Annotated in this window: 13 protein-coding genes; 3 read left to right on the top strand and 10 right to left on the bottom strand. The window is 68.6% G+C overall.

What is annotated here, in order from left to right:
* Positions 1–10: 10 nt before the first annotated feature.
* Together HUA76_RS28785 and HUA76_RS28780 are read right to left on the bottom strand one after the other, a co-directional pair.
* Positions 11–397, bottom strand: a complete 387-nt coding sequence (locus HUA76_RS28785; protein WP_141645288.1) for a RidA family protein — start codon at positions 395–397, stop codon at positions 11–13.
* An 80-nt stretch (positions 398–477) separates the two neighbouring features.
* Positions 478–2,691, bottom strand: a complete 2,214-nt coding sequence (locus tag HUA76_RS28780) for a bifunctional (p)ppGpp synthetase/guanosine-3',5'-bis(diphosphate) 3'-pyrophosphohydrolase (RefSeq protein WP_174458617.1) — start codon at positions 2,689–2,691, stop codon at positions 478–480.
* A 148-nt stretch (positions 2,692–2,839) separates the two neighbouring features.
* On the opposite strand from HUA76_RS28780, the gene HUA76_RS28775 reads away from it, so the two are divergent.
* On the top strand, positions 2,840–4,012 hold the full coding sequence (locus tag HUA76_RS28775) for an FHA domain-containing protein (RefSeq protein ID WP_174458616.1): 1,173 nt from the start codon (positions 2,840–2,842) through the stop codon (positions 4,010–4,012).
* A 992-nt stretch (positions 4,013–5,004) separates the two neighbouring features.
* Here HUA76_RS28775 and HUA76_RS28770 read toward each other — a convergent pair.
* Positions 5,005–6,702, bottom strand: a complete 1,698-nt coding sequence (locus HUA76_RS28770) for a serine/threonine-protein kinase (RefSeq protein WP_141648373.1) — start codon at positions 6,700–6,702, stop codon at positions 5,005–5,007.
* 113 nt (positions 6,703–6,815) lie between these two features.
* Between HUA76_RS28770 and HUA76_RS28765 the strand changes: the two genes are divergently transcribed.
* Positions 6,816–7,583, top strand: coding sequence for an FHA domain-containing protein (locus HUA76_RS28765; RefSeq protein ID WP_174458615.1), 768 nt, complete (start codon positions 6,816–6,818; stop codon positions 7,581–7,583).
* Between the two features lie 74 nt (positions 7,584–7,657).
* Here the strand turns inward: HUA76_RS28765 and HUA76_RS28760 are convergent, their stop codons facing one another.
* A complete protein-coding gene (locus HUA76_RS28760) occupies positions 7,658–8,020 on the bottom strand; it encodes a TraR/DksA C4-type zinc finger protein (protein ID WP_141648374.1) in 363 nt (120 codons plus the stop codon).
* 126 nt (positions 8,021–8,146) lie between these two features.
* On the opposite strand from HUA76_RS28760, the gene HUA76_RS28755 reads away from it, so the two are divergent.
* On the top strand, positions 8,147–9,028 hold the full coding sequence (locus HUA76_RS28755; RefSeq protein WP_141648375.1) for a diadenylate cyclase: 882 nt from the start codon (positions 8,147–8,149) through the stop codon (positions 9,026–9,028).
* 10 nt (positions 9,029–9,038) lie between these two features.
* Here HUA76_RS28755 and HUA76_RS28750 read toward each other — a convergent pair whose 3' ends face one another.
* The 6 genes from HUA76_RS28750 to dnaK all read right to left on the bottom strand — a co-directional run bounded on the left by HUA76_RS28750 (position 9,039) and on the right by dnaK (position 17,941).
* Positions 9,039–9,596, bottom strand: a complete 558-nt coding sequence (locus tag HUA76_RS28750) for a hypothetical protein (protein WP_174458614.1) — start codon at positions 9,594–9,596, stop codon at positions 9,039–9,041.
* A gap of 15 nt (positions 9,597–9,611) precedes the next feature.
* On the bottom strand, positions 9,612–11,888 hold the full coding sequence (locus tag HUA76_RS28745) for a vWA domain-containing protein (RefSeq protein ID WP_174462647.1): 2,277 nt from the start codon (positions 11,886–11,888) through the stop codon (positions 9,612–9,614).
* Between the two features lie 40 nt (positions 11,889–11,928).
* A complete protein-coding gene (locus HUA76_RS28740; protein ID WP_174462646.1) occupies positions 11,929–14,460 on the bottom strand; it encodes a MoxR family ATPase in 2,532 nt (843 codons plus the stop codon).
* A 51-nt stretch (positions 14,461–14,511) separates the two neighbouring features.
* Positions 14,512–14,916 carry a thiol-disulfide oxidoreductase DCC family protein gene (locus HUA76_RS28735; RefSeq protein ID WP_141648379.1) on the bottom strand — a complete coding sequence of 135 codons (405 nt, stop codon included), beginning with the start codon at positions 14,914–14,916 and terminating at the stop codon, positions 14,512–14,514.
* Between the two features lie 29 nt (positions 14,917–14,945).
* Positions 14,946–15,812, bottom strand: coding sequence for a hypothetical protein (locus HUA76_RS28730; protein WP_174462645.1), 867 nt, complete (start codon positions 15,810–15,812; stop codon positions 14,946–14,948).
* Positions 15,813–16,042: 230 nt separating this feature from the next.
* Positions 16,043–17,941, bottom strand: a complete 1,899-nt coding sequence (gene dnaK / locus HUA76_RS28725; RefSeq protein WP_141648838.1) for a molecular chaperone DnaK — start codon at positions 17,939–17,941, stop codon at positions 16,043–16,045.
* Positions 17,942–18,218 lie beyond the last annotated feature (277 nt).

Genomic DNA, 18,218 nt, shown 5'->3' with positions numbered 1-18,218 from the left:
GGAAGGACGCTCAGGAGACGGCGATGGCGTCGATCTCCACCTTGGAGCCGCGGGGCAGCGCGGCCACCTGCACGGTGGCGCGGGCCGGCGGCGCGCCGGTGAAGTAGCGGCCGTACACCTCGTTCACCTTGGCGAAGTCACCCAGGTCCGTGAGGAAGATGGTGCAGCGCACGACGTGGCTGAAGTCCAGCCCGCCCGCCGCCAGCACCGCCTGGAGGTTGAGCATCACCCGCTCCGCCTGGGCGACGACGTCCCCCTGCACCATCTCCATGGTGACGGGGTCCAGGGGAATCTGTCCGGAGAGGAAGGTCAGCTTCCCGGCGTCCACCTGCACCGCCTGCGAGTACGGGCCAATGGCCTTGGGAGCCTGGTCCGAGTGAAGAGTCTTCCGAGCCATGGAGCGCACCTCGAGGGTTCGGGCGGCCCTGAGAGGCGGCCGCCGGATTTCTCGGGCGCTCTAGCACGAAAGGCGGCGGATTAGATTCGCTCCACGGAGTAGACGCCGCTCAGGCGCTCGATGGTGCGCATCAGGTCCGTGAGCTGCTTCAGGTCCGAGATGATGACCTCGAAGGTGTTCACCGCCCGGTCATCGCCCGTGGCCCGACAGTTGGCCTGGGAGATGTTGACGCCCTTCTTCGAGAAGATGTTGGAGATGTCGGCCAACAGACCCGTCCGGTCCGCCGTCAGTACGCGCAGGGTGACGGGGCGCTTGAAGTCACCCCGCACGTCCCAGCTCACGTCCACGCGCCGCTCGGGGTCCGTCGCCAGAGCCTTCTCGCAGCCCACCGTGTGCACCGTGACTCCCCGTCCCCGGGTGATGAAGCCGGCGATGGGGTCGCCGGGGACGGGGTTGCAACACCGTCCGAAGCGCACGAGCACATCGTCCACGCCGCCAATCTGCACGCCGCTGCGGTTGCTGCGGCCCACCAGGCGCTTGGCCAGGTCCGTCACGCGGGACAGCCCGGGGAGCATGGACGAGCCCCCTGCGTGCGAGCCGTTGCCGGAGCCGTCGCCTCGGGGCGTGGCCTCCGCTTCGTTGCGCTTCTCCTCGGGGACCAGGCGCTGCACCAGTTGCTGCGGCGTCACCTTGCCGTAGCCGATGGCCACCAGCAGGTCGTCTTCGATCCGGAAGCCCAGCTCCTCGGCGACCTTCTTCACCTCGCCGGACTTGAGCAGCTTGTTGAAGTTGAGCTGGAAGCGCTTGAACTCGCGGTCCGTCAGCTCGCGCCCCAGTTGCAGGCTCTTCTCGCGCTGCTGCTGCTTGATGAAGCCGCGGATGCGCTGCTGCGCGCGGCTCGTCTTGACGAAGGTGAGCCAGTCCTTGGACGGGTGCTGCTGCGGGCTGGTGAGCACCTCCACCGTGTCGCCGTTCTTCAGCTTGTAGCGCAGGGGAACAATCTTGCCGTTCACCTTCGCGCCCACGCACCGATTGCCCACGTCCGAGTGGATGGCGTACGCGAAGTCCACCGGCGTCGCGCCGCGTGGCAGCGAGCGCACGTCGCCCTTGGGCGTGAAGACGAAGACCTCGTCGGTGAAGAGGTCCACCTTCACCGTCTCGAGGAACTCCTTCGGGTCCTTCAGGTCCTGCTGCCACTCCATGAGCTGGCGCAGCCACGCGAACTTCTCGTCATCCTTGGAGATGACGGCCTTGCCCTCTTTGTACTTCCAGTGCGCGGCGATGCCTTCCTCGGCGATCTTGTGCATCTCCGCGGTGCGAATCTGCACCTCCACGCGCTCGCTCAACGGGCCAATCACGGTGGTGTGCAGCGACTGGTACATGTTGGGCTTCGGAATCGCGATGAAGTCCTTGAAGCGACCCGGCACCGGCTTCCACATCTCGTGCACCAGGCCCAGCGCCTCGTAGCAGGCGGGCGCGGCGGGGGAGATGATGCGGAAGGCGATGATGTCGTGGATCTGATCGAAGTCGATGCCCTGTGACTTGATCTTCTTGTAGATGCTGTAGACGTGCTTGAAGCGGCCGGAGACCTCGCCCTTCAGTCCGCGCTCCGCGAGCTTGGAGCGGATGAGGTCGCAGGTGTCCTCGATGTACTTCTCCCGCTCCTTCTTGCGCTTGTTGAGCTTCTCCTGGAGGCCGAAGAACTCCTGCGGCTTCACGTAGCGGAAGCTCAGGTCCTCCAGCTCCGTCTTGATCCAGGAGATACCGAGCCGGTTCGCCAGGGGCGCGTAGATGTCCAGCGTCTCCTGGGCGATGCGCGCCTGCTTCTCCTCGTTCATGTGGTCCAGCGTCCGCATGTTGTGCGTGCGGTCCGCCAGCTTCACGAGGATGACGCGGATGTCCTGCGCCATCGCGATGATCATCTTCCGGAAGTTCTCCGCCTGCTTCTCCTCCTGGGAGAGCGTGGCGGACGCGGAGAACTTGGACAGCTTGGTGACGCCGTCCACCAGCTGGGCCACCTCCGCGCCGAACAGCTCCGTGAGCTCCTCCGCGGTGGCGAGCGTGTCCTCGATGGTGTCGTGGAGCAGACCGGTGACGATGGACGCCTCGTCCAGCTTGAGGTCCGCGAGGATGCCGGCCACCTCGAGCGGGTGGACGAGATAGGGCTCGCCTGACTTCCTCAGTTGGCCCTGATGCACCTTGGCCGAGTAGACGTAGGCCTTCTTGATGATGTCCAGGTCGGGGTCCGGGTGGTACGAGGAAACCCGTTGGAGGATGTCGTTCAGGCGGATCATCGAAGCAGGGGGAATCGTAACTTCGTGCCGGAGGGGGGGCAACGTTGCCCCACGGAACCTGTCACATTTCTCTTCCGGGCTTGTCCCACCCATCGCGTTCGCTTTCGTTGACCCGACGTTTTACGCGCCCGTAGATTCTGGTTCGCCCATGTCACAGCTCTTGTTGTCGGCTCTCTCCGTGGTCTGCCCGAACTGTGACGGGTTCAATCCGCCGCGCTCGGCCTCTTGCGTGCTCTGCGGCCAGGCCCTCGGGGATGCCCCGGCCGCTCGGCCTGCCGCCGCGAAGCCCGCGGCGACGGCGCGCCCACCCGCCGCGACGCCCCAGGGGGGCCGGCCCGCGGCCGTGGCCTCCTTCCCTGGCCCCCGGCCGGCGGAGCCCGCCAGCCCCCCCGTCACGCCGCCTCCGCCCAGCGCCATCCCTCCGGGAATGCGCCCCTCGGCCCGGACGCCGCCTCCGACGGCCGCTGCCGGGTTGATGGTGGAGCGGCCCGCCGCCACCCGCCCCCCTGCTCCGACCGCGCCTCCGGCGACCCCTCCCTCCCTGTCCCCTCGAGGCACCGCGCCCGCAGGGCCCGCCAACACGCGTCCGCCGCCCCCGGTGCCCGACTCCGCCCTCCCTGGCCGGACAGGTGCCACGGCGCCCCCGGTCGCGGCCCCCCGCCCCGCCCCCGCGGCCTCGCGCTTCGGACTGGCGGTCATCGCGGGTTCGACGCGGGGTCAGCGCTACAAGCTTCCCGTCACGGGCTGTGTGGTGGGCCGCCAGCGCGGCGCCATCCTCTTCCCGGATGACGGCTTCGTGTCGCCGCTGCACGCCACCTTCCTGGTGAAGGACGGCGCGCTCTTCGTGCGGGACGAGTCCAGCGCCTCCGGTGTGTTCGTCACGGTGGCGGGCACGGAGGCCATCACCGCGCGCACCCACTTCAGCGCGGGTCAGCGGTTGTTCCGCTTCACGGGCCGACTGGAGACGCCCGCGCCGGTGGCCGGTCGCCCCATCGTCTACGGCGCTCCCGTGCCGCTCGGGCAGGCCGTGTACGGCGTGGAGGAGGTCATCTTCGGTGGCCGGGGAGGCCGCGCGGTGGTGACAGCCGCCCCACTGCTCACGCTGGGACAGGCGCACTGCGACCTGAGCTTCCCGGGCGACGAGGGCCTCGCGGGTCGCCACTGCGAGCTGTCCCCCACGCCGACCGGAGCGCTCCTGCGGGACTTGTCCGGCGGCCTGGGCACCTACGTGCGCATCCCCGCGGGCGAGGAGCGCCCCCTGCGTCCCGGAGACCGGGTCCGGCTGGGACAGCACGTGCTCCAGGTCGAAACGCTCGGTTAGCGCGAGCGGCTCGGGTACCGCGCCTCATGTGCTCGCTGAGACGACGCGCGGCCATTGCGAGCACCTCTGGTGTCCGCGCGTCACGTCTTCGTTGAGACGGCGCACGGCCATTGCGAGCAATGATGGTGTCCACGCGTCACGTGTTCGTTGAGACGAAGCACGGCCATTGCGAGCACCTCCGGGAGCACCGCGCATCATGTGATCGCTGAGACGGCGCACAGCCATTGCGGGCACCTCTGGTGTCCACGCGTCACGTGTTCGTTGAGACGACGCTCGGCCATTGCGTGCACCTCTGGGCACCGCGCGTCATGTGCTCGCTGAGACAACGCGCGGCCATTGCGAGCACCTCCGGGAGCACCGCGATTCATGTGCTCGTCGAGAGAACGCACGGCCCTTGCGAGCACTGATGGTGTCCACGCGTCACGTGTTCGTTGAGATGACGCACGGCCATTGCGAGCACCTCCGGGAGCACCGCGCATCATGTGATCGCTGAGACAGCGAGCTGTCGTTACGAGCGTCTCGGGGCACCCGCGCATCACGTGTTCGTTGAGACGATGCTCGGCCATTGCGCGCTTCGTGGGGCACCGCGCCTCGGGCCATTGCGCGCTTCGTGGGGCACCGCGCCTCGTGTGTTCGCTGAGACGGCGAGCGGTCGCTGTGAGCATCTCGGGGCGCGGGCGCGTCACCTGTTCGCTGAGACGACGCGCGGCCATTGCGAGCACCTCTTCTGGGTCCGCGCATCACCTGCTCGCTGAGACGACGCGCGGCCATTGCGAGCACCCGTTTGGGGGCCACGCGTCGCGTGTTCGCCGAGACGACACGCTGCCTGTCCTCCCGCGCGAGTGGCCCCGGGGTACCGAGCACCGCGTACTCAAGGGAGAGACACCCAGCCTGTCCTCCCGCGCGAGCGGCCCGGGGTACCGAGCACCGCGTACTCGAGGGAGAGACACCCAGCCAGAGCAAGCGTCTCGAGGGAGTCGAGTGGCTCCTCGCTACGGACTCGACGGGCGGGCCACGGTGCCCCCCAGGCGCTGCTCGATGAGAGGCCTGGCCTTCGAGTTCGACACCTCGCGCAGATGCCGCGACCACCAGCCCCTGGCCTCGTCGAGCTGATCCTGCTGCCAGTACAGCTCGCCCAGCTTGAGGGCCAGCTCCGGGTCCGGGTTGCTCTGGAAGGCGTCCTTGTACTTCGACTTGGCGAGCCCCAGGTCGCCGCGCTCCAGCGCCTGATCTCCCGCCTGCGCATGGCGGCTGGATTCCTCCAGGTTGCGGTTCGCCGCGGGGATCTGCTGCTCGTAGAGCGGCTGCTCGGAGTCCCCCGCCGTGCTCCCCACGTTCCCGGGAACGGGCGCGTTGCGAGGCAGCGAGAAGGGGGAGACAACGCCCGGCTTCCCCCCGCCGTTCAAGTAATAGAAGTAGTACGCGAAGAAGAGGCCCGCGCCGACCACCAGCAGCACGGTGAGCGACTTGAAGAAGAAGCCCAGCCCTCCGCCCCCCACCCCGGGCTGGGTGGGAATGATGGAGTCCGTCTTCTCCCGCGTCGCGGGCATCGCGTCGGCATTGGAGGGAAGCGGCGAGAGCACGTCCGGAAGCGCGCGGACGGTGGCTTCCACCGTCACCTCGCTGCCCCACCCTGGAGCCGTGGCATCGCGACTGTCGTCGTTGCGTCCCGTCGACTTGCGCGGCAGAGGCGCGAGCACCGCCGAGGGCTGGGGCCGCCGAGGAGGCGCCTCCGAGCGACGACGCTCCTTCTCCACCGCCATCAACTCCGCGCGGAAGGCCTCCGCGTTGGCGGGCCGGTCATCCGGGCTCTTCGAGAGCGTGCGCAGGATGAGCCGCTCCATCGCCGGGGAGATGCGCGCGTCGGGCCGGCGCCGCGTCGGGGGCGGCGGCTCCTCGGTGAGGTGCTTGGTGGCGAACCCCACCGCCGAGTCCGACTCGAACGGCAGTAGGCCCGTCATGAGCTGGTAGAGGATGACACCCACCGCGTACAAATCGGAGCGGTGGTCCAACGTCGCGCCGCGCGCCTGCTCCGGCGACATGTACTCGGGCGTGCCGCAGACGAAGCCCGCGCGCGTGAGCGCCGGTCCGTCGTCGGTGGAGTCGGTGATCTTCGCGATGCCGAAGTCGAGCACCTTGACGAAGTCCGGCTCGTTGCGCCGCTGCTCCACCATGATGTTCTCGGGCTTGAGGTCCCGGTGGATGACGCCAGCGCCGTGCGCGTCCGACAGCGCGCCGAGCACCTGGCTCACGATGCGCACCACGCGCCCCTCGCCCAGGGGCCACTCGCGGCTGAGAATCTGGTGCAGGTCCTGCCCCGCCACGTACTCCATGGCGATGAAGAGCGCCCCGTCCTCGGCCTGGCCGAAGTCCAGCACGCTGATGGAGTTGCGGTGGTTCAGTCGGCTGGCGGCCTTGGCCTCGCGCTGGAAGCGCGCCACGGTGCGCTCGTCCGACAGCAACGTGTGCCGGAGCACCTTGAGCACCACGACCTTGTCGAGCGAAATCTGCCGGGCTCGGAACACCCGCCCCATGCCGCCCTCGCCAATGAGGGCCTCGACCCGATATTTCTGGGCAATGGTCAGGCCGACGTAGTCGTCAGCATCCGGCGTGCGCACGAGGGTCGCACCGCAGGCCGGGCAGAAACGGGAGGATTCTTGGGCGTCAGCGCCGCAGGAGGGGCAGTGCAAGTCAACTTCCCCGAAGGGTGGGTCACGGAGTTCACCACGTCGCTCGGGTACTGAGCAAGCCGCTCGCAAGACGAGCAACCTCGCGTCACCCCTGGTAGAAACGCGGAGCCCTCATGGAAGCGATGGAATACTGCCCCCGCTGTGATACCGAAAACCCCCGGGACGCCACCGTCTGCCGAGCGTGCGGCTCGCCGCTGCGCTCCGGAACGATGGTCATGGCCGTGGCCAGCCTGTCCTCCCGCCCCCAGGTCTCCATCCGCGTGGTGCGGGCCGACGGCGGCCCCGAGTCCGTCGTCCGCATGCAGCGAGACACCCTCACCTGCGGCCAGCAGGGGGAACTCTCGCTCCCGGACGACCCCTTCATCATGCCCGTCCAGATGCGCTTCTTCTTCTCCGGCTCGCGCCTGGCGGTAGAGGACGTGGGCGGCGCCAACGGCGTCTTCGTGCGGCTGCGCCAGGAGCGCGAGCTGTCACCCGGCGGTGAAGTGCGCCTGGGACGTCAGCGGCTGGTGCTGGAGCCCATCCCCACCGCGACGCAGGGGCCTGGAGGAACGCAGATCTGGGGCTCGCCGGATCCCGGCTACCGCCTGCGGCTCATCCAGTTGCTCGAGGGGGGACTCCGGGGCGCGGCGTATCCGCTTCGCGAGGGCGACAACCTGCTGGGACGCGAGCAGGGCGACCTCACCTTCCCCACGGACGGCTTCGTCTCCGGGCGTCACGCGGTGCTGCAGGTCCGCCAGGACCGGCTGACCGTGCGTGACGTCGGCTCGTCGAACGGCACCTTCATGCGGCTGGCCGGCCCCACCTTCGTGGACAACGGCGACCACTACCTCATCGGCCGACAGCTGCTCCGGGTGGAGATCCAAGCGCCCCTCGCCTGAGGCGGCGCCGCTCTTCCCCGGACTCACCCGGGCCGCACGGGGGATTCCCGCGCGGCCCTGGGCTCCCACGGCACTCAGCCGTAGGACTTCTCTTTCTTCTCCTGCTCCTCCTTGCAGCGGATGCAGAGCGTCGTCACCGGACGTGCCTCCAACCGCTTGGGGGAGATGTCCTCTTCACAACGCTCGCAGACGCCGAACGTGCCGTCTTCGATCCGGGTCAGCGCCCGATCAATCTTCTGCAGCAAGAACTTCTCTCGGTCCCGCAGTCGGAACACCATTGACTGCGCGTACTCGGAAGAGGCCAGGTCAATCTCATCGGGGAGGTCGTCCGTGTCGAAATTCGACTCCTCCACCAGGGTCTTCTTGGCGCTCTCGAGCAGGCTCGTCTTGCTGTCCTCGAGCATCTTCTTGTAACGCTTGAGATCTTTCTGGTTCACAGCCTTCGCTCCAGTGCGCGAGGGTTTTTGGGCCCTGTCCCCCAAAAAACGGGCCCGAAAGCTTTATTCAGAGAGCCGTCGGTGTCAAGCTGACCCAGTCACGACTGCGGGTGAACGGGAGGGCGGTTGAGCGAGAACACGAAGTTTGATCGGGAGTTCCTGCGCTCGGCCCTCTCGCTGGCCGCCAAGAGCGATGTGGATCATTTTCTCTACATCTGTGACACGCCCATCCCTCCCGAGGAACTCCGGGGCCGGCCTGCTCGCAAGAAGCTCGTGTATGCGGTGACGCTGGACAAGCTGGCACAGGAGCACCTGCTTCGGAAGGTCCGTGCGCTCGTCATCCCCGCCTACGACTATTCGCGCACCGAACGGGTGAAGGTGGCCCTCGTCTCCGCGCTCTCGCAGGGAGCGTTCAAGGAAGGCGACCTGGTGCTCTGCATGACGGGGCGTGTGGGTCGTGCTCCCGATACGCTGATGCAGATGCGGATTGGTGGGTCGCTGGATGATCGGCTCGCGATTGAAGGCGTGAAATTGGGCGAGGAGTTTAACTCCCAGGTGGTGGACGCGCTCATCCAGTTGGCGCTCCAGATTGGGCAGGAGGGTTTCGAGGGTCATCCCATCGGCACCATCATCACCATCGGCGACCACACGACGGTGCTGGAGAAGAGCCGGCAGATGACCATCAACCCGTTCCAGGGCCTCTCCGAGGCCGAACGGAACGTGTTGGACCCGAAGATTCGCGAGGCCATCAAGAACTTCTCCGTGCTGGACGGCGCCTTCGTCATCCGCGAGGACGGCGTGGTGCTGGCCGCCGGACGCTACCTGTCCGCGCAGGACGAGATGGTGAAGATTCCGCTCGGCCTGGGCGCCCGGCACGCGGCCGCCGCGGGAATCACCTCTTCCACGGCCTGCATCGCGCTGGTGGTGAGCCAGACGTCCGGCGCGGTGCGCCTCTTCAAGGGCGGCAACATCGTCCTGGAGTTGCACCAGACGGCGCGCCGCACCTGAGACGGCTGACTCAGTCCGCCTTTTCCCGGCGCTCCTCCCGGTAGACCTCCGCCAGCGCGTGCGCGCGCTCCACCTCGTCACGCGCCGCATCCACCACCAACGCTTGCTCGAAGCGGGCCACACGCTCCTTCAGCGCGTCGGTGACGATGCCGCCCAGGGTGAGGCGCGCGGAGGCGCTCTCCCGCTCGCGGCGCAGCTCCTCCACCCGGTCCCCCAGCTCCGCGGCGGCTTCCAGCAGCAGCTTTCCATCCGAGTCCGCGCGCTCCAGCGACTCCCGCGTGGTGGCCAGCAGGGCCTCGGCTTGGGTGGAGTCTCTCGCGAGCACCCCCACGGCCTTCGAGTCCCCTCGCGACGCGGCGGTGGCATGGCGCGAGGCCAGGTCCTCCAGGCGACGGGAGTAGCGCTCCACGGCGCGAGCAAGGTCCCCCTTCAGGGCGAGCAGCGTGGCCGCGGACTTGCGCAGCTCGGCGGCCTGCCGGTCCAGGTTCTCGAGCAGCTCGTCGAAGGCGACGAGCGGGTCCGCCGGGCGGGCGGGCTCCTTCTTCCGTTTCCAGAGGCCGAAGAACATGGCGTGGGCCGGAGACTACCCGAAGGGCCGGCACAACAGCCGCACCCGCGCGAGCGCATCCATCACCGACGGTCCACCCACGGACAGGGCCGCGAGGTACCGCGCCGGGGTCAGCCCATACACCGCCAACAGGTGCTGGAGGAGCACCACGCTCTCCGTGGCGCGCTTGTCCGCCGGAGCCAGCGAGGCGGCTTCCACCAGCGCGCCGAGGATGTCCACCACGCGGCCCACGACGTCGGAGCCGGGCACCTGTCCGCCCTCGGGGCGCGGCGGTGATTCAGGGAAGAGGGCTTCGAACGAGGCCTCCACGGCGACGGTGGCCGAGGTGCTCCGCCCACCGGCGACGCGCTCCAGGGCCTCCAGGTGAGGCGCGAGCTGCTCCAGCGAATCCGGCGTGGCGGGCACGTCCCGAGGCAGCAGCGTGCGCCAGGGCGTGTCGAACTCGGTACGGGCCCACTGAATCTCCTCGTCGGAGAGGTGGTGGTAGAAGGCGCGGATGCCGGAGGCGCGCTGCTCGCGAACCAGTGAGCGGAGGTCCGGGTTCTCCTCGCCCAGGGAGATGAAGCTCAGGGCGATGTCGAGCGAGCCCATGGGCGCGCGGGTGCGGCGGATGAGCTCCAGGTCCACGCGGTCCTCGCCATCGGTGACGAGGACGACAGTGGCCCGGGCGAGGTACGGGTCCCTGCCCTGCGCGGCGCGGATGGAGTCGAAGGCCGACATCAGCGCGAGCGAGATATCGGTCTGCCCCTCGGCGGGCGAGTCCCGGAAGAGTCGCTCTATCTGCCGGGTGGCCTCGGCGGCGGTGTCCACGCGGGCCAGCTCGGTGGGCACGTCGTTGAAGAAGCTGAAGTAGAGCGGGTCGAACGTCTCCCCACGGCGCGCCTTGACGCGCAGGTTGTTCAGCTCCGCGATGATGAGGGCGTCACGGAAGCGGGCCCGGGCGCCATGCATGGAGCCGGAGGCGTCACAGACATAGACGCGCACGGCGGTGCGCTTCACCTTCTTCGACTGGGGAGGTGGCGCTTCTTCCAGGTAGGCCCGCACGAGCTGCCGGTTGGCCGCGAGGTCCCTCAGCAACATCCTCGGGTCTGTCAGGACGAAGTTGTTCACCTCGTGCAGGCCGCCGGTCACCTCGAAGGTCATCGTCTGGGTGGGATAGGGAACGCGCCGGGGCACGGGCCTCGCCACCTGGGTCTCCGCCAGGACGATTTCCTCGGAGAGCGCGTCCTCCACGTCGAAGTAACGGGCACACCCCGCCGCCAGCTCGAAGGTGGCGAGCTGCTCGGGCCGCAGCGAGAAGGCCAGGTCCGCCAGCAGCTCGTCCGGACGTGGAGTGGCCACCTCGGGCTTCTCCTCCGGGGGAGACTCCCCGAACCAGTGGGCCAGCGCGTCCCGCTCGGCGCGCTCCACGAGGGCAGTCAACTGGGAGCGGGAGGGCAACAGGGGCTCCAGGGCCGCGCGAGCCGCCGCCGCCAGCTCCAGATCCCCCGCCTCCACTGCCCGCTCGTAGAGGCCGCGCAGCGAACGGTAGGCTGCCTGGGGGTCATGCCGGGCCGCGTGCCGCACGTGCCGCAGGAGTTCCTCCAGGGAGCGCACGGCCGGCACCGCGCGAGTGCGCTCCCGGGCCTCGGCCACCTCGCGGCGCAGGGGTAGGCCGCGCTCCCGGTCGTGGTCCGCTCCCAGGCGCAGCAACATCTCGTGGGCCAGGTCCAGGTCCCTGCGCTTCTGCACGACGTCGACGACGTTCTCCCGGGCGCGCAGCGCGAAGTACTCGGCCACGGCCATCCGGGAGCTGCTGGGCGCGCGCTGCCTGCGCGGGGAGGCTGGACGCTCGAAGGCGATGAAGCCCTCGTCGTCGTCGACGTCCTCGGTGGGCGGACGGGCGAAGAGGTCGGCCACCTTCACGGCCCTCGCGAGCTGGACAAAGGCCCTATCGAGCACCGTGAGGGTTCCCGGCGGCATCACTCCCGCCCGCCAGGCGCGCTCCACGCGCTCCACACACGCCTCGAGTTCTTGAAGTGCCTGCCCGGCCCGGGCCTGGAGCCCCTGGGACAATGCCCCCGCGAGCCCTCGACGGGCCCCCAGCTCACGCAGCAACTGCGCGTCCGCCGAGGTGTGGATGCCCACCTTGTCGAGTTCCCGGTCCAGCACCGCGAGCACGGGAAGGGCGAGGTCGCCGGGACCCGTCACCTTGCGCCCGAACGTCCACCGGCGCATGCCCCCTACCGGGGGCGCGGGCTGACGGAACATGTCCAGGCGCCGTCTCAGGTCCGTGAGCCGCCGGGAGAGCATGCTCAGCCCTCCCTTCGCGCCCTATGCGACTCGGGCGTGCTCATGCGGCGGACCGCCGCTCCAGCACCTGACGGCTGTACCGCCCGAAGTCCTCGTCGATGCCCCGGAGCTGCGCCTCCAGCCGCTGCGCGCTCTCGCCCACTTCGCCTGGAATGGCCGCGAGCAGCGACAGCACCCCCTTGAGGCGCACCAGCTCCCCTTCCTTCAAGGCCAGCAGGGGGAAGCGGCTGCGAACCAGTCGGTCCACCGTGCGCTCCACCTCGGGCCGCTCCGTCAGGGCCTCCGGCGAGGGCAGCGAGGTGAGCAGCTGGGTCAGCCAGCTGCGCAGGTACTTGACGCGCGTCTGGATGAACGTGAGCTCCGCCTGGGCCACCGCCGCGCGGGCGTTCTCCGAGAAGAAGGCCGACGCTGACCCCCCTCGGGTGAACGCGAGCTGTCCGTCCAGGCCCAACAACGCCGCCAACTCGCCGTCCGGGGCCTTGGCGGAGAAATCGCCCCGGTAGAAGACGTACGCGTCGCCGTTGAGGACGGAGGCGGCCGGCGGAGGCGGGCTCGGCACCTCGCGAGTGAGGAGTCGAGCGTGCTCGCGCAGCCGACCGTCGAGGATGCTCTGGCACTCCCCCATCACCACGTCGACGGGCAGTCCCTCGCGCCGCAGGTTCTCCGCCACGGCCTGCACCGCGCGCCCGTATTGTTCGATGCGCTCGAACGGCGTGGAGGCCAGCACCTCGCGCGCATAGGCGAGGCCCAGGGGCAGCAGCAGCTCCTCCTTGAAGCTTCGCTGTGTCGGGTCCAGCGCGACCAGCGACTGCTCCAGCTGTGACAGTCGGCGCGAGTCCGCGGCCAGCGTCTCCAGCGGCTCCTTGCGTCCGCGTGCGGATGCGCCCTGGAAGGCAACGGTCGCCCGGCGCCGCAACGCCCCCACCACCCGCTTTCGCGCGGCGGCCTCCGACTGGCGCAGCCGCTCCACCGCCACCGGAGCACCTTCCGCCAGGACGCCCACCAGGTCCGCCGACCTGGACAGTTCCTCCTCCAGGTTGTCCGCCAGCCCCACCAGCCCCTCCAGCTTGAGGCCCTCCTCGAAGTCCGCGCTCTCCGCGGTCAGGGCAATCATCTCCAGGGCCCCCTCGAGGAATCGGGCCGTGGACTCACTCAGGGGGGACAGGCCGACCTTGAGTTCGGGGATGACGCGGCACAGCTCCAGCACGTCGTGGAATGAGGACAGCAGGGCCAGCCCTCCCCGTCCCTCTCCCTGCCCCGCCATGCCGCGCGCGAGCCGCTGGTCCATCGCCGCCACCAGCGCCCGGGCAGACACCAGCAACGGAGCGCGGTTCTGCGCATGACGTGGACCGGGGACGAGCTTCGTCAAAAGGCCCCGCGCGGAGGTGGATGCCATGGAAGGCTGCCAGTTGCGTGAGAGGGCCTCCACTGCCGAGGCCTCCTCCGCCGAGCCCAGCACCTGGGCCTCGCGTTCCAGGCCCCCGCCCAGCTCCTGCCGCACCTTCGCGATGACCTCGTCGAAGGTGCGCTGCTCCAACCGGACGATTTCGAGCTGCGCCCGCTCACGGGGGTCCACCACCGACTTGAGCAGCGCCTCCGTCTCCGTCGAGGGGGGACCGCCCAACAGGAAGAACCAGCGCAGCGCGTCCAGGTCCTCCACGGACGCCTCCAGCGGTCGCTCCGGCCGCCGGTAGATCTGGTCCCGCACCACCGCCGCCTTGAGCGCCCACAGCGCCTTCACCGCCGAGCGCTGGGAGAAGTACTTCGTGGGCACGTAGTCGGGCAGCTTGGACACCTGGGCCGTCAGGGCCCGCTCCAGGGCATCCGCCAGCAACTCCACGCCCTCCAGCACGTCACTGGGCACCTTCACCCGCGAGACGGCGTCCTGCAGCAGGTCCATCTGCTGCAGCGAAAGAGGAGCCCGCAGGTCCGCGCGCGCGCCCTGCGCGAAGCGCTGCAGCATGGCGGCCCGGCTCTCCTTTCGGGCGAAGGACTTGGGCACGAAGCTGATGAAGCTCAGCCGGTCAGCGAAGGCGAGCAACAGCTCCGGCGAGCGCGCCAGCACCTCGGAGAGATACCGGTTGCTCGTCATAATGACGCACTCGGTGCGTCCCGCCGTCACCCGCCGACCGTGCTTGAGTTCCCGTTCGAAGAGCACGTTGAGGATGGAGCGCAACAGCATGTCCCGGCCGTCGAAGATTTCATCCAGGAACGCGTGCTGCGAGCCCAGCATGCCCTCGTCGGTGAGGTACTCCGTGCGCCCCGTCTCCGTCAGCACCTTGAAGTCCACCGGACCCAGCAGGTCCGTCTGCACGGTGGACTCGGCAAGCTGCTTGGAGAACAGCGAGGGCAGGCCGGTGTGCTCGTCAAAGATGCGCCCCAGCACCGCGCTGGCGATGGCGCTCTTGGCCGTCCCGGGTGGCCCTACGACGAGCACATGCTCCCGGCTCAGCAGCGCCAGCTCGAGCTGCGTGAAGAGCGTTTCTCGCTCCAGGTAGACGTCCCGCAGCTCGCTGAAGAAGTGGCGAAAGGCGCGAGCGGCCTGGAGGTACGGCGGCGGATGAGCTTGCACGAACAATCCAGGGGCAGCGGGGTTGGCCCCATGCTACCCGCCGGCCTCTGTCTATTTGAAGTGGACCTCGCAACCACCGTCCGAACAGGTCCGCCCGGCAATCTTGAACCGGTAGCGGGCGAAGGCCCGGTAGAAGACGTCAACAAGCTGGCGGAGGCCAGGGACGTAGTAGACGTACAGCAGGCGGCCCAGGGGGTGCCTGCCCAGCGCCCGGACGATGGCCTCCGCGCCTTCCAGCACCCGCCCATCCGCCTGGACGAGCTGCATGGCGTTCTCGCACCGCTCCGCGCTGATGCCCGGGAAGCCCACCAGCACGCCCTCGTCCCGGAACGAGCGCAGCTGCGTCCCCCGCCCTCCCAGCAGCTTCTGGAACTCGCGGGCCGCGCCGCTGCAGATGCGGCAATGCCCGTCGTAGAGGATCACATCATGTCCCGGCGGCGTCGTCCTCAGCACCATCCGCGTCACCTCCAACCCTCGGTTCTATGTCAGCGTGAGACGAGCGTGTCATGCAGATGCGAATGTACGCCGCGCCAGATGTCATGCTGCCGTTCGATGGGGTCCATCAGCATGAGGCCCACCGCCGTCGCGGGTGAGCTGCCCTGGAAGGCCGAGTACTGGCGCAGTCGCGTTCCACCCTCCCCGTCGTCCTCGAAGACGAAGCGGTTCGTCCCCCGCAGAGGGTGCCCGTCCAGGGTGGTGATGTGCACGGTGTTCGTCTCCGCCTCCAACCGGAACGAAACCGGGGCCCAGACAGGAGGAGGCCCCTTCTCTTCCAGGAACACCTTCGCCCCATCCGTCAGCGCGACGGTGGATGGCTGGATGCGGATGCCGGCGGACTCGAACACCGGCCCGGGATTGCGCACGAAGTAGCCCCAGGCCGCCTCGGGAGGGACTCCCGGAAGCGCGCTGGTGTAGTCCGTCAGGGACGTGGGCGCGCCCTGGATGGGAGGGCTGGGCTCCAGGAGCCGCAGGTGCCCCCGTGCATAGGCGTCCACGACGCTGCCGCCCTTCATCAGCAGGCTCGCGGTGGCGGCCTCCGACTGGGCGAGCGTGAAGGCCCCCTGCTTCATCTGCTCCCGCACGTTGCCCGTGGGGCGAGGAGGAAAGGAGCCGCCCACCGCGAAGTCGAAGCCATTCGACTCCCCCATCCTGGGCCCGCAGCGAGGCCCGGGCACGGAGAAGGCTCCAACCGTTCCGGACGGGCCCTGAAAGACCTCCAGCGTGCTGGCCGACGGACTCTTCGTCGGAGACAGCGTGCCGCGGACTGGAGCGGAGTCGAGGGAAGCAGCCGCGGACTCCCCTTCGATGGGCAAGGACGAGGCGGGAGACAGCGGGGACGAGACGCGGGACATGCCAGGCACCTCTCAAGAAGACGTGGAGCCCCAGCCTGTTGCACCTCCGTCACCAGCCCCCACCCCAGTCCCCTCAACCCCTTGCACCCGCCCCAAGTCTCGCCACGCACACGGCCATCCATCCTTTCGGAAGGTCCGCCCCGAGTCCGGCAACGCAGAAGGGCCGGCCCCCCGCGTGTGGCGGGAGTACCGGCCCTCTGCTTCAACACCCGGGCCTCACGGCCCCGGCGCTACGACTGGCGGAACTCGGCGTCCACCACGTCGTCCTTCTTCGCGCCCGGCTGAGCCCCGGGAGCAGCACCCGGAGGCGGCTCGCCACCCGGCGCCCCACCGGTGGCCTTGTACATCTCCTCCGCGGCCTTGTAGCTGGCGGCCTGGAGCTTCTCGAGCGCGGCCTTGATGGCGTCCTTGTCCTGGCCCTCGCGCACCTTGTTGAGCTCCGCCACGCTGTCCTCGAGCGCCTTCGCCACGTCCGGAGTGAGCTTCTCCTTGTTCTCCTTGACGAGCTTCTCCGCGGCGTAGGACTGGGCCTCCGCCTGGTTCTTCAGCTCCACCAGTTCGCGGCGCTCCTTGTCGGCCGCCTCGTTCGAGCGGGCGTCGGCGACCATCTTCTCCACCTCGTCCTTCGCGAGACCGGACGAGTGGGTGATGGTGACCTTCTGCTCCTTGCCGGTGGCCTTGTCCTTGGCGTTGACGTTGAGGATGCCGTTGGCGTCGAGGTCGAACGTCACCTCGATCTGCGGCACGCCGCGCGGCGCCGGGGGCAAGCCCGTCAGGTGGAAGCGGCCCAGGCTCCGGTTGTCGTTCGCCATCTCGCGCTCACCCTGGAGCACGTGGATCTCCACCTGCGACTGGCCATCCGCGGCCGTGGAGAACGTCTCCGACTTGCGCGTGGGGATGGTGGTGTTGCGCTCGATGAGCTTGGTCATCACGCCACCCAGCGTCTCCACGCCCAGGCTCAGCGGCGTCACGTCCAGCAGGAGGATGTCCTTCACCTCGCCGGAGAGCACACCCGCCTGCACCGCCGCGCCGACGGCGACGACCTCGTCCGGGTTCACCGAACGGTTCGGCTCCTTGCCGAACAGCCGCTTCACCGCTTCCTGCACCTTCGGGATGCGCGTGGTACCGCCCACGAGCACGACCTCGTTGAGGTCCTTGAGGTCCACGCCCGAGTCCTTCAGGCACTTGCGGCACGGCTCCAGCGAGCGCTCGATGAGGTCATCGATCATCGCCTCGAACTTGGCGCGCGTGAGCTTCAGGTTGAGGTGCTTGGGACCGGTCGCATCCGCCGTGAGGAACGGCAGGTTGATGTCCGTCTCCGTCGCGCTCGACAGCTCGATCTTCGCCTTCTCCGCCGCCTCCTTCAGGCGCTGGAGGACCATCTTGTCCTTGCTGACGTCCAGCCCCGTGTCCTTCTTGAACTCGGAGATCAGCCAGTCCATGATCCGCTGGTCGATGTTGTCACCGCCCAGGTGCGTGTCGCCGTTGGTCGCGAGCACGTCGACCACGCTCTCACCCACCTCCAGGATGGAGATGTCGAACGTGCCGCCGCCGAAGTCGTAGACGGCGATCTTCTCGTCCTTCTTCTTGTCCAGGCCGTACGCGAGCGCCGCGGCGGTCGGCTCGTTCACGATGCGCCGAACCGTGAGGCCCGCGATTTCACCCGCGTCCTTCGTGGCCTGGCGCTGAGCGTCGTTGAAGTACGCGGGGACGGTGATGACCGCCTCCGTCACCTTCTCACCCAGGTAGTTCTCCGCCGCCCGCTTCAGCTTCAGCAGGATCTGCGCGCTGATCTCCGGCGCGCTGTACTGCTTGCCGTCCAGTTCGATGCGCGCGTCACCGTTCGGTCCTCGAGCAACCTTGTAAGGGACGAGCTTCGCCTCCTCGGTCACCTCGTCATGCCGCCGGCCCATGAAGCGCTTGCTGGAGTAGATGGTGCGCTCCGGATTGGTGATGGCCTGGCGCTTCGCCACCTGACCAACCAGTCGCTCGCCGTCCTTGGTGAACGCGACGACCGAGGGCGTGATGCGGCTGCCTTCCTCGTTGACGATGACCTTGGGCTCGCGACCCTCCATGATCGCCACCACGCTGTTCGTGGTGCCCAGGTCGATCCCAATAATCTTGCCCACGGTTCGTATCCTCCGGAAATAACTGCGTTTTCTGCGAAAGCTCCTGATGTACGCCCAACGTAACCACCCACCCCCCTGTGTCAAACCGGAGGTGGCGCCGGGCCCTCTGGCACAAGGTGGTGCTCCCGGGTGCGTAGCGCAGTGCGCACGAGGCTGGTTGCCGCGTCACGTCATCGCCACCTTCACGGCACGGGTGCGTAACGCGCTCTACACCGCCGTCACCTCCAGGTAGCAACCGGGCGACCTTTCGAACAGCAACCAACGCTGCAACCCCTTG

It is taken from the genome of Myxococcus sp. CA056, assembly GCF_013336715.1.
Lineage (GTDB): Bacteria > Myxococcota > Myxococcia > Myxococcales > Myxococcaceae > Myxococcus > Myxococcus llanfairpwllgwyngyllgogerychwyrndrobwllllantysiliogogogochensis.
Note: the sequence above shows the minus strand (reverse complement) of the source record. Positions and strands in the feature narration are given on the sequence as shown.

Bases quoted from the DNA above. Each gene is read 5' to 3' on its own strand.
- HUA76_RS28780 (WP_174458617.1), bottom strand. From the start codon at position 2,691: ATGATCCGCCTGAACGACATCCTCCAACGGGTTTCCTCGTACCACCCG.
- HUA76_RS28785 (WP_141645288.1), bottom strand. From the start codon at position 397: ATGGCTCGGAAGACTCTTCACTCGGACCAGGCTCCCAAGGCCATTGGC.
- HUA76_RS28735 (WP_141648379.1), bottom strand. From the start codon at position 14,916: ATGGTGCTGAGGACGACGCCGCCGGGACATGATGTGATCCTCTACGAC.
- HUA76_RS28745 (WP_174462647.1), bottom strand. From the start codon at position 11,888: ATGCTCTCCCGGCGGCTCACGGACCTGAGACGGCGCCTGGACATGTTC.
- HUA76_RS28765 (WP_174458615.1), top strand. From the start codon at position 6,816: ATGGAAGCGATGGAATACTGCCCCCGCTGTGATACCGAAAACCCCCGG.
- HUA76_RS28730 (WP_174462645.1), bottom strand. From the start codon at position 15,812: ATGTCCCGCGTCTCGTCCCCGCTGTCTCCCGCCTCGTCCTTGCCCATC.
- HUA76_RS28775 (WP_174458616.1), top strand. From the start codon at position 2,840: ATGTCACAGCTCTTGTTGTCGGCTCTCTCCGTGGTCTGCCCGAACTGT.
- HUA76_RS28750 (WP_174458614.1), bottom strand. From the start codon at position 9,596: ATGTTCTTCGGCCTCTGGAAACGGAAGAAGGAGCCCGCCCGCCCGGCG.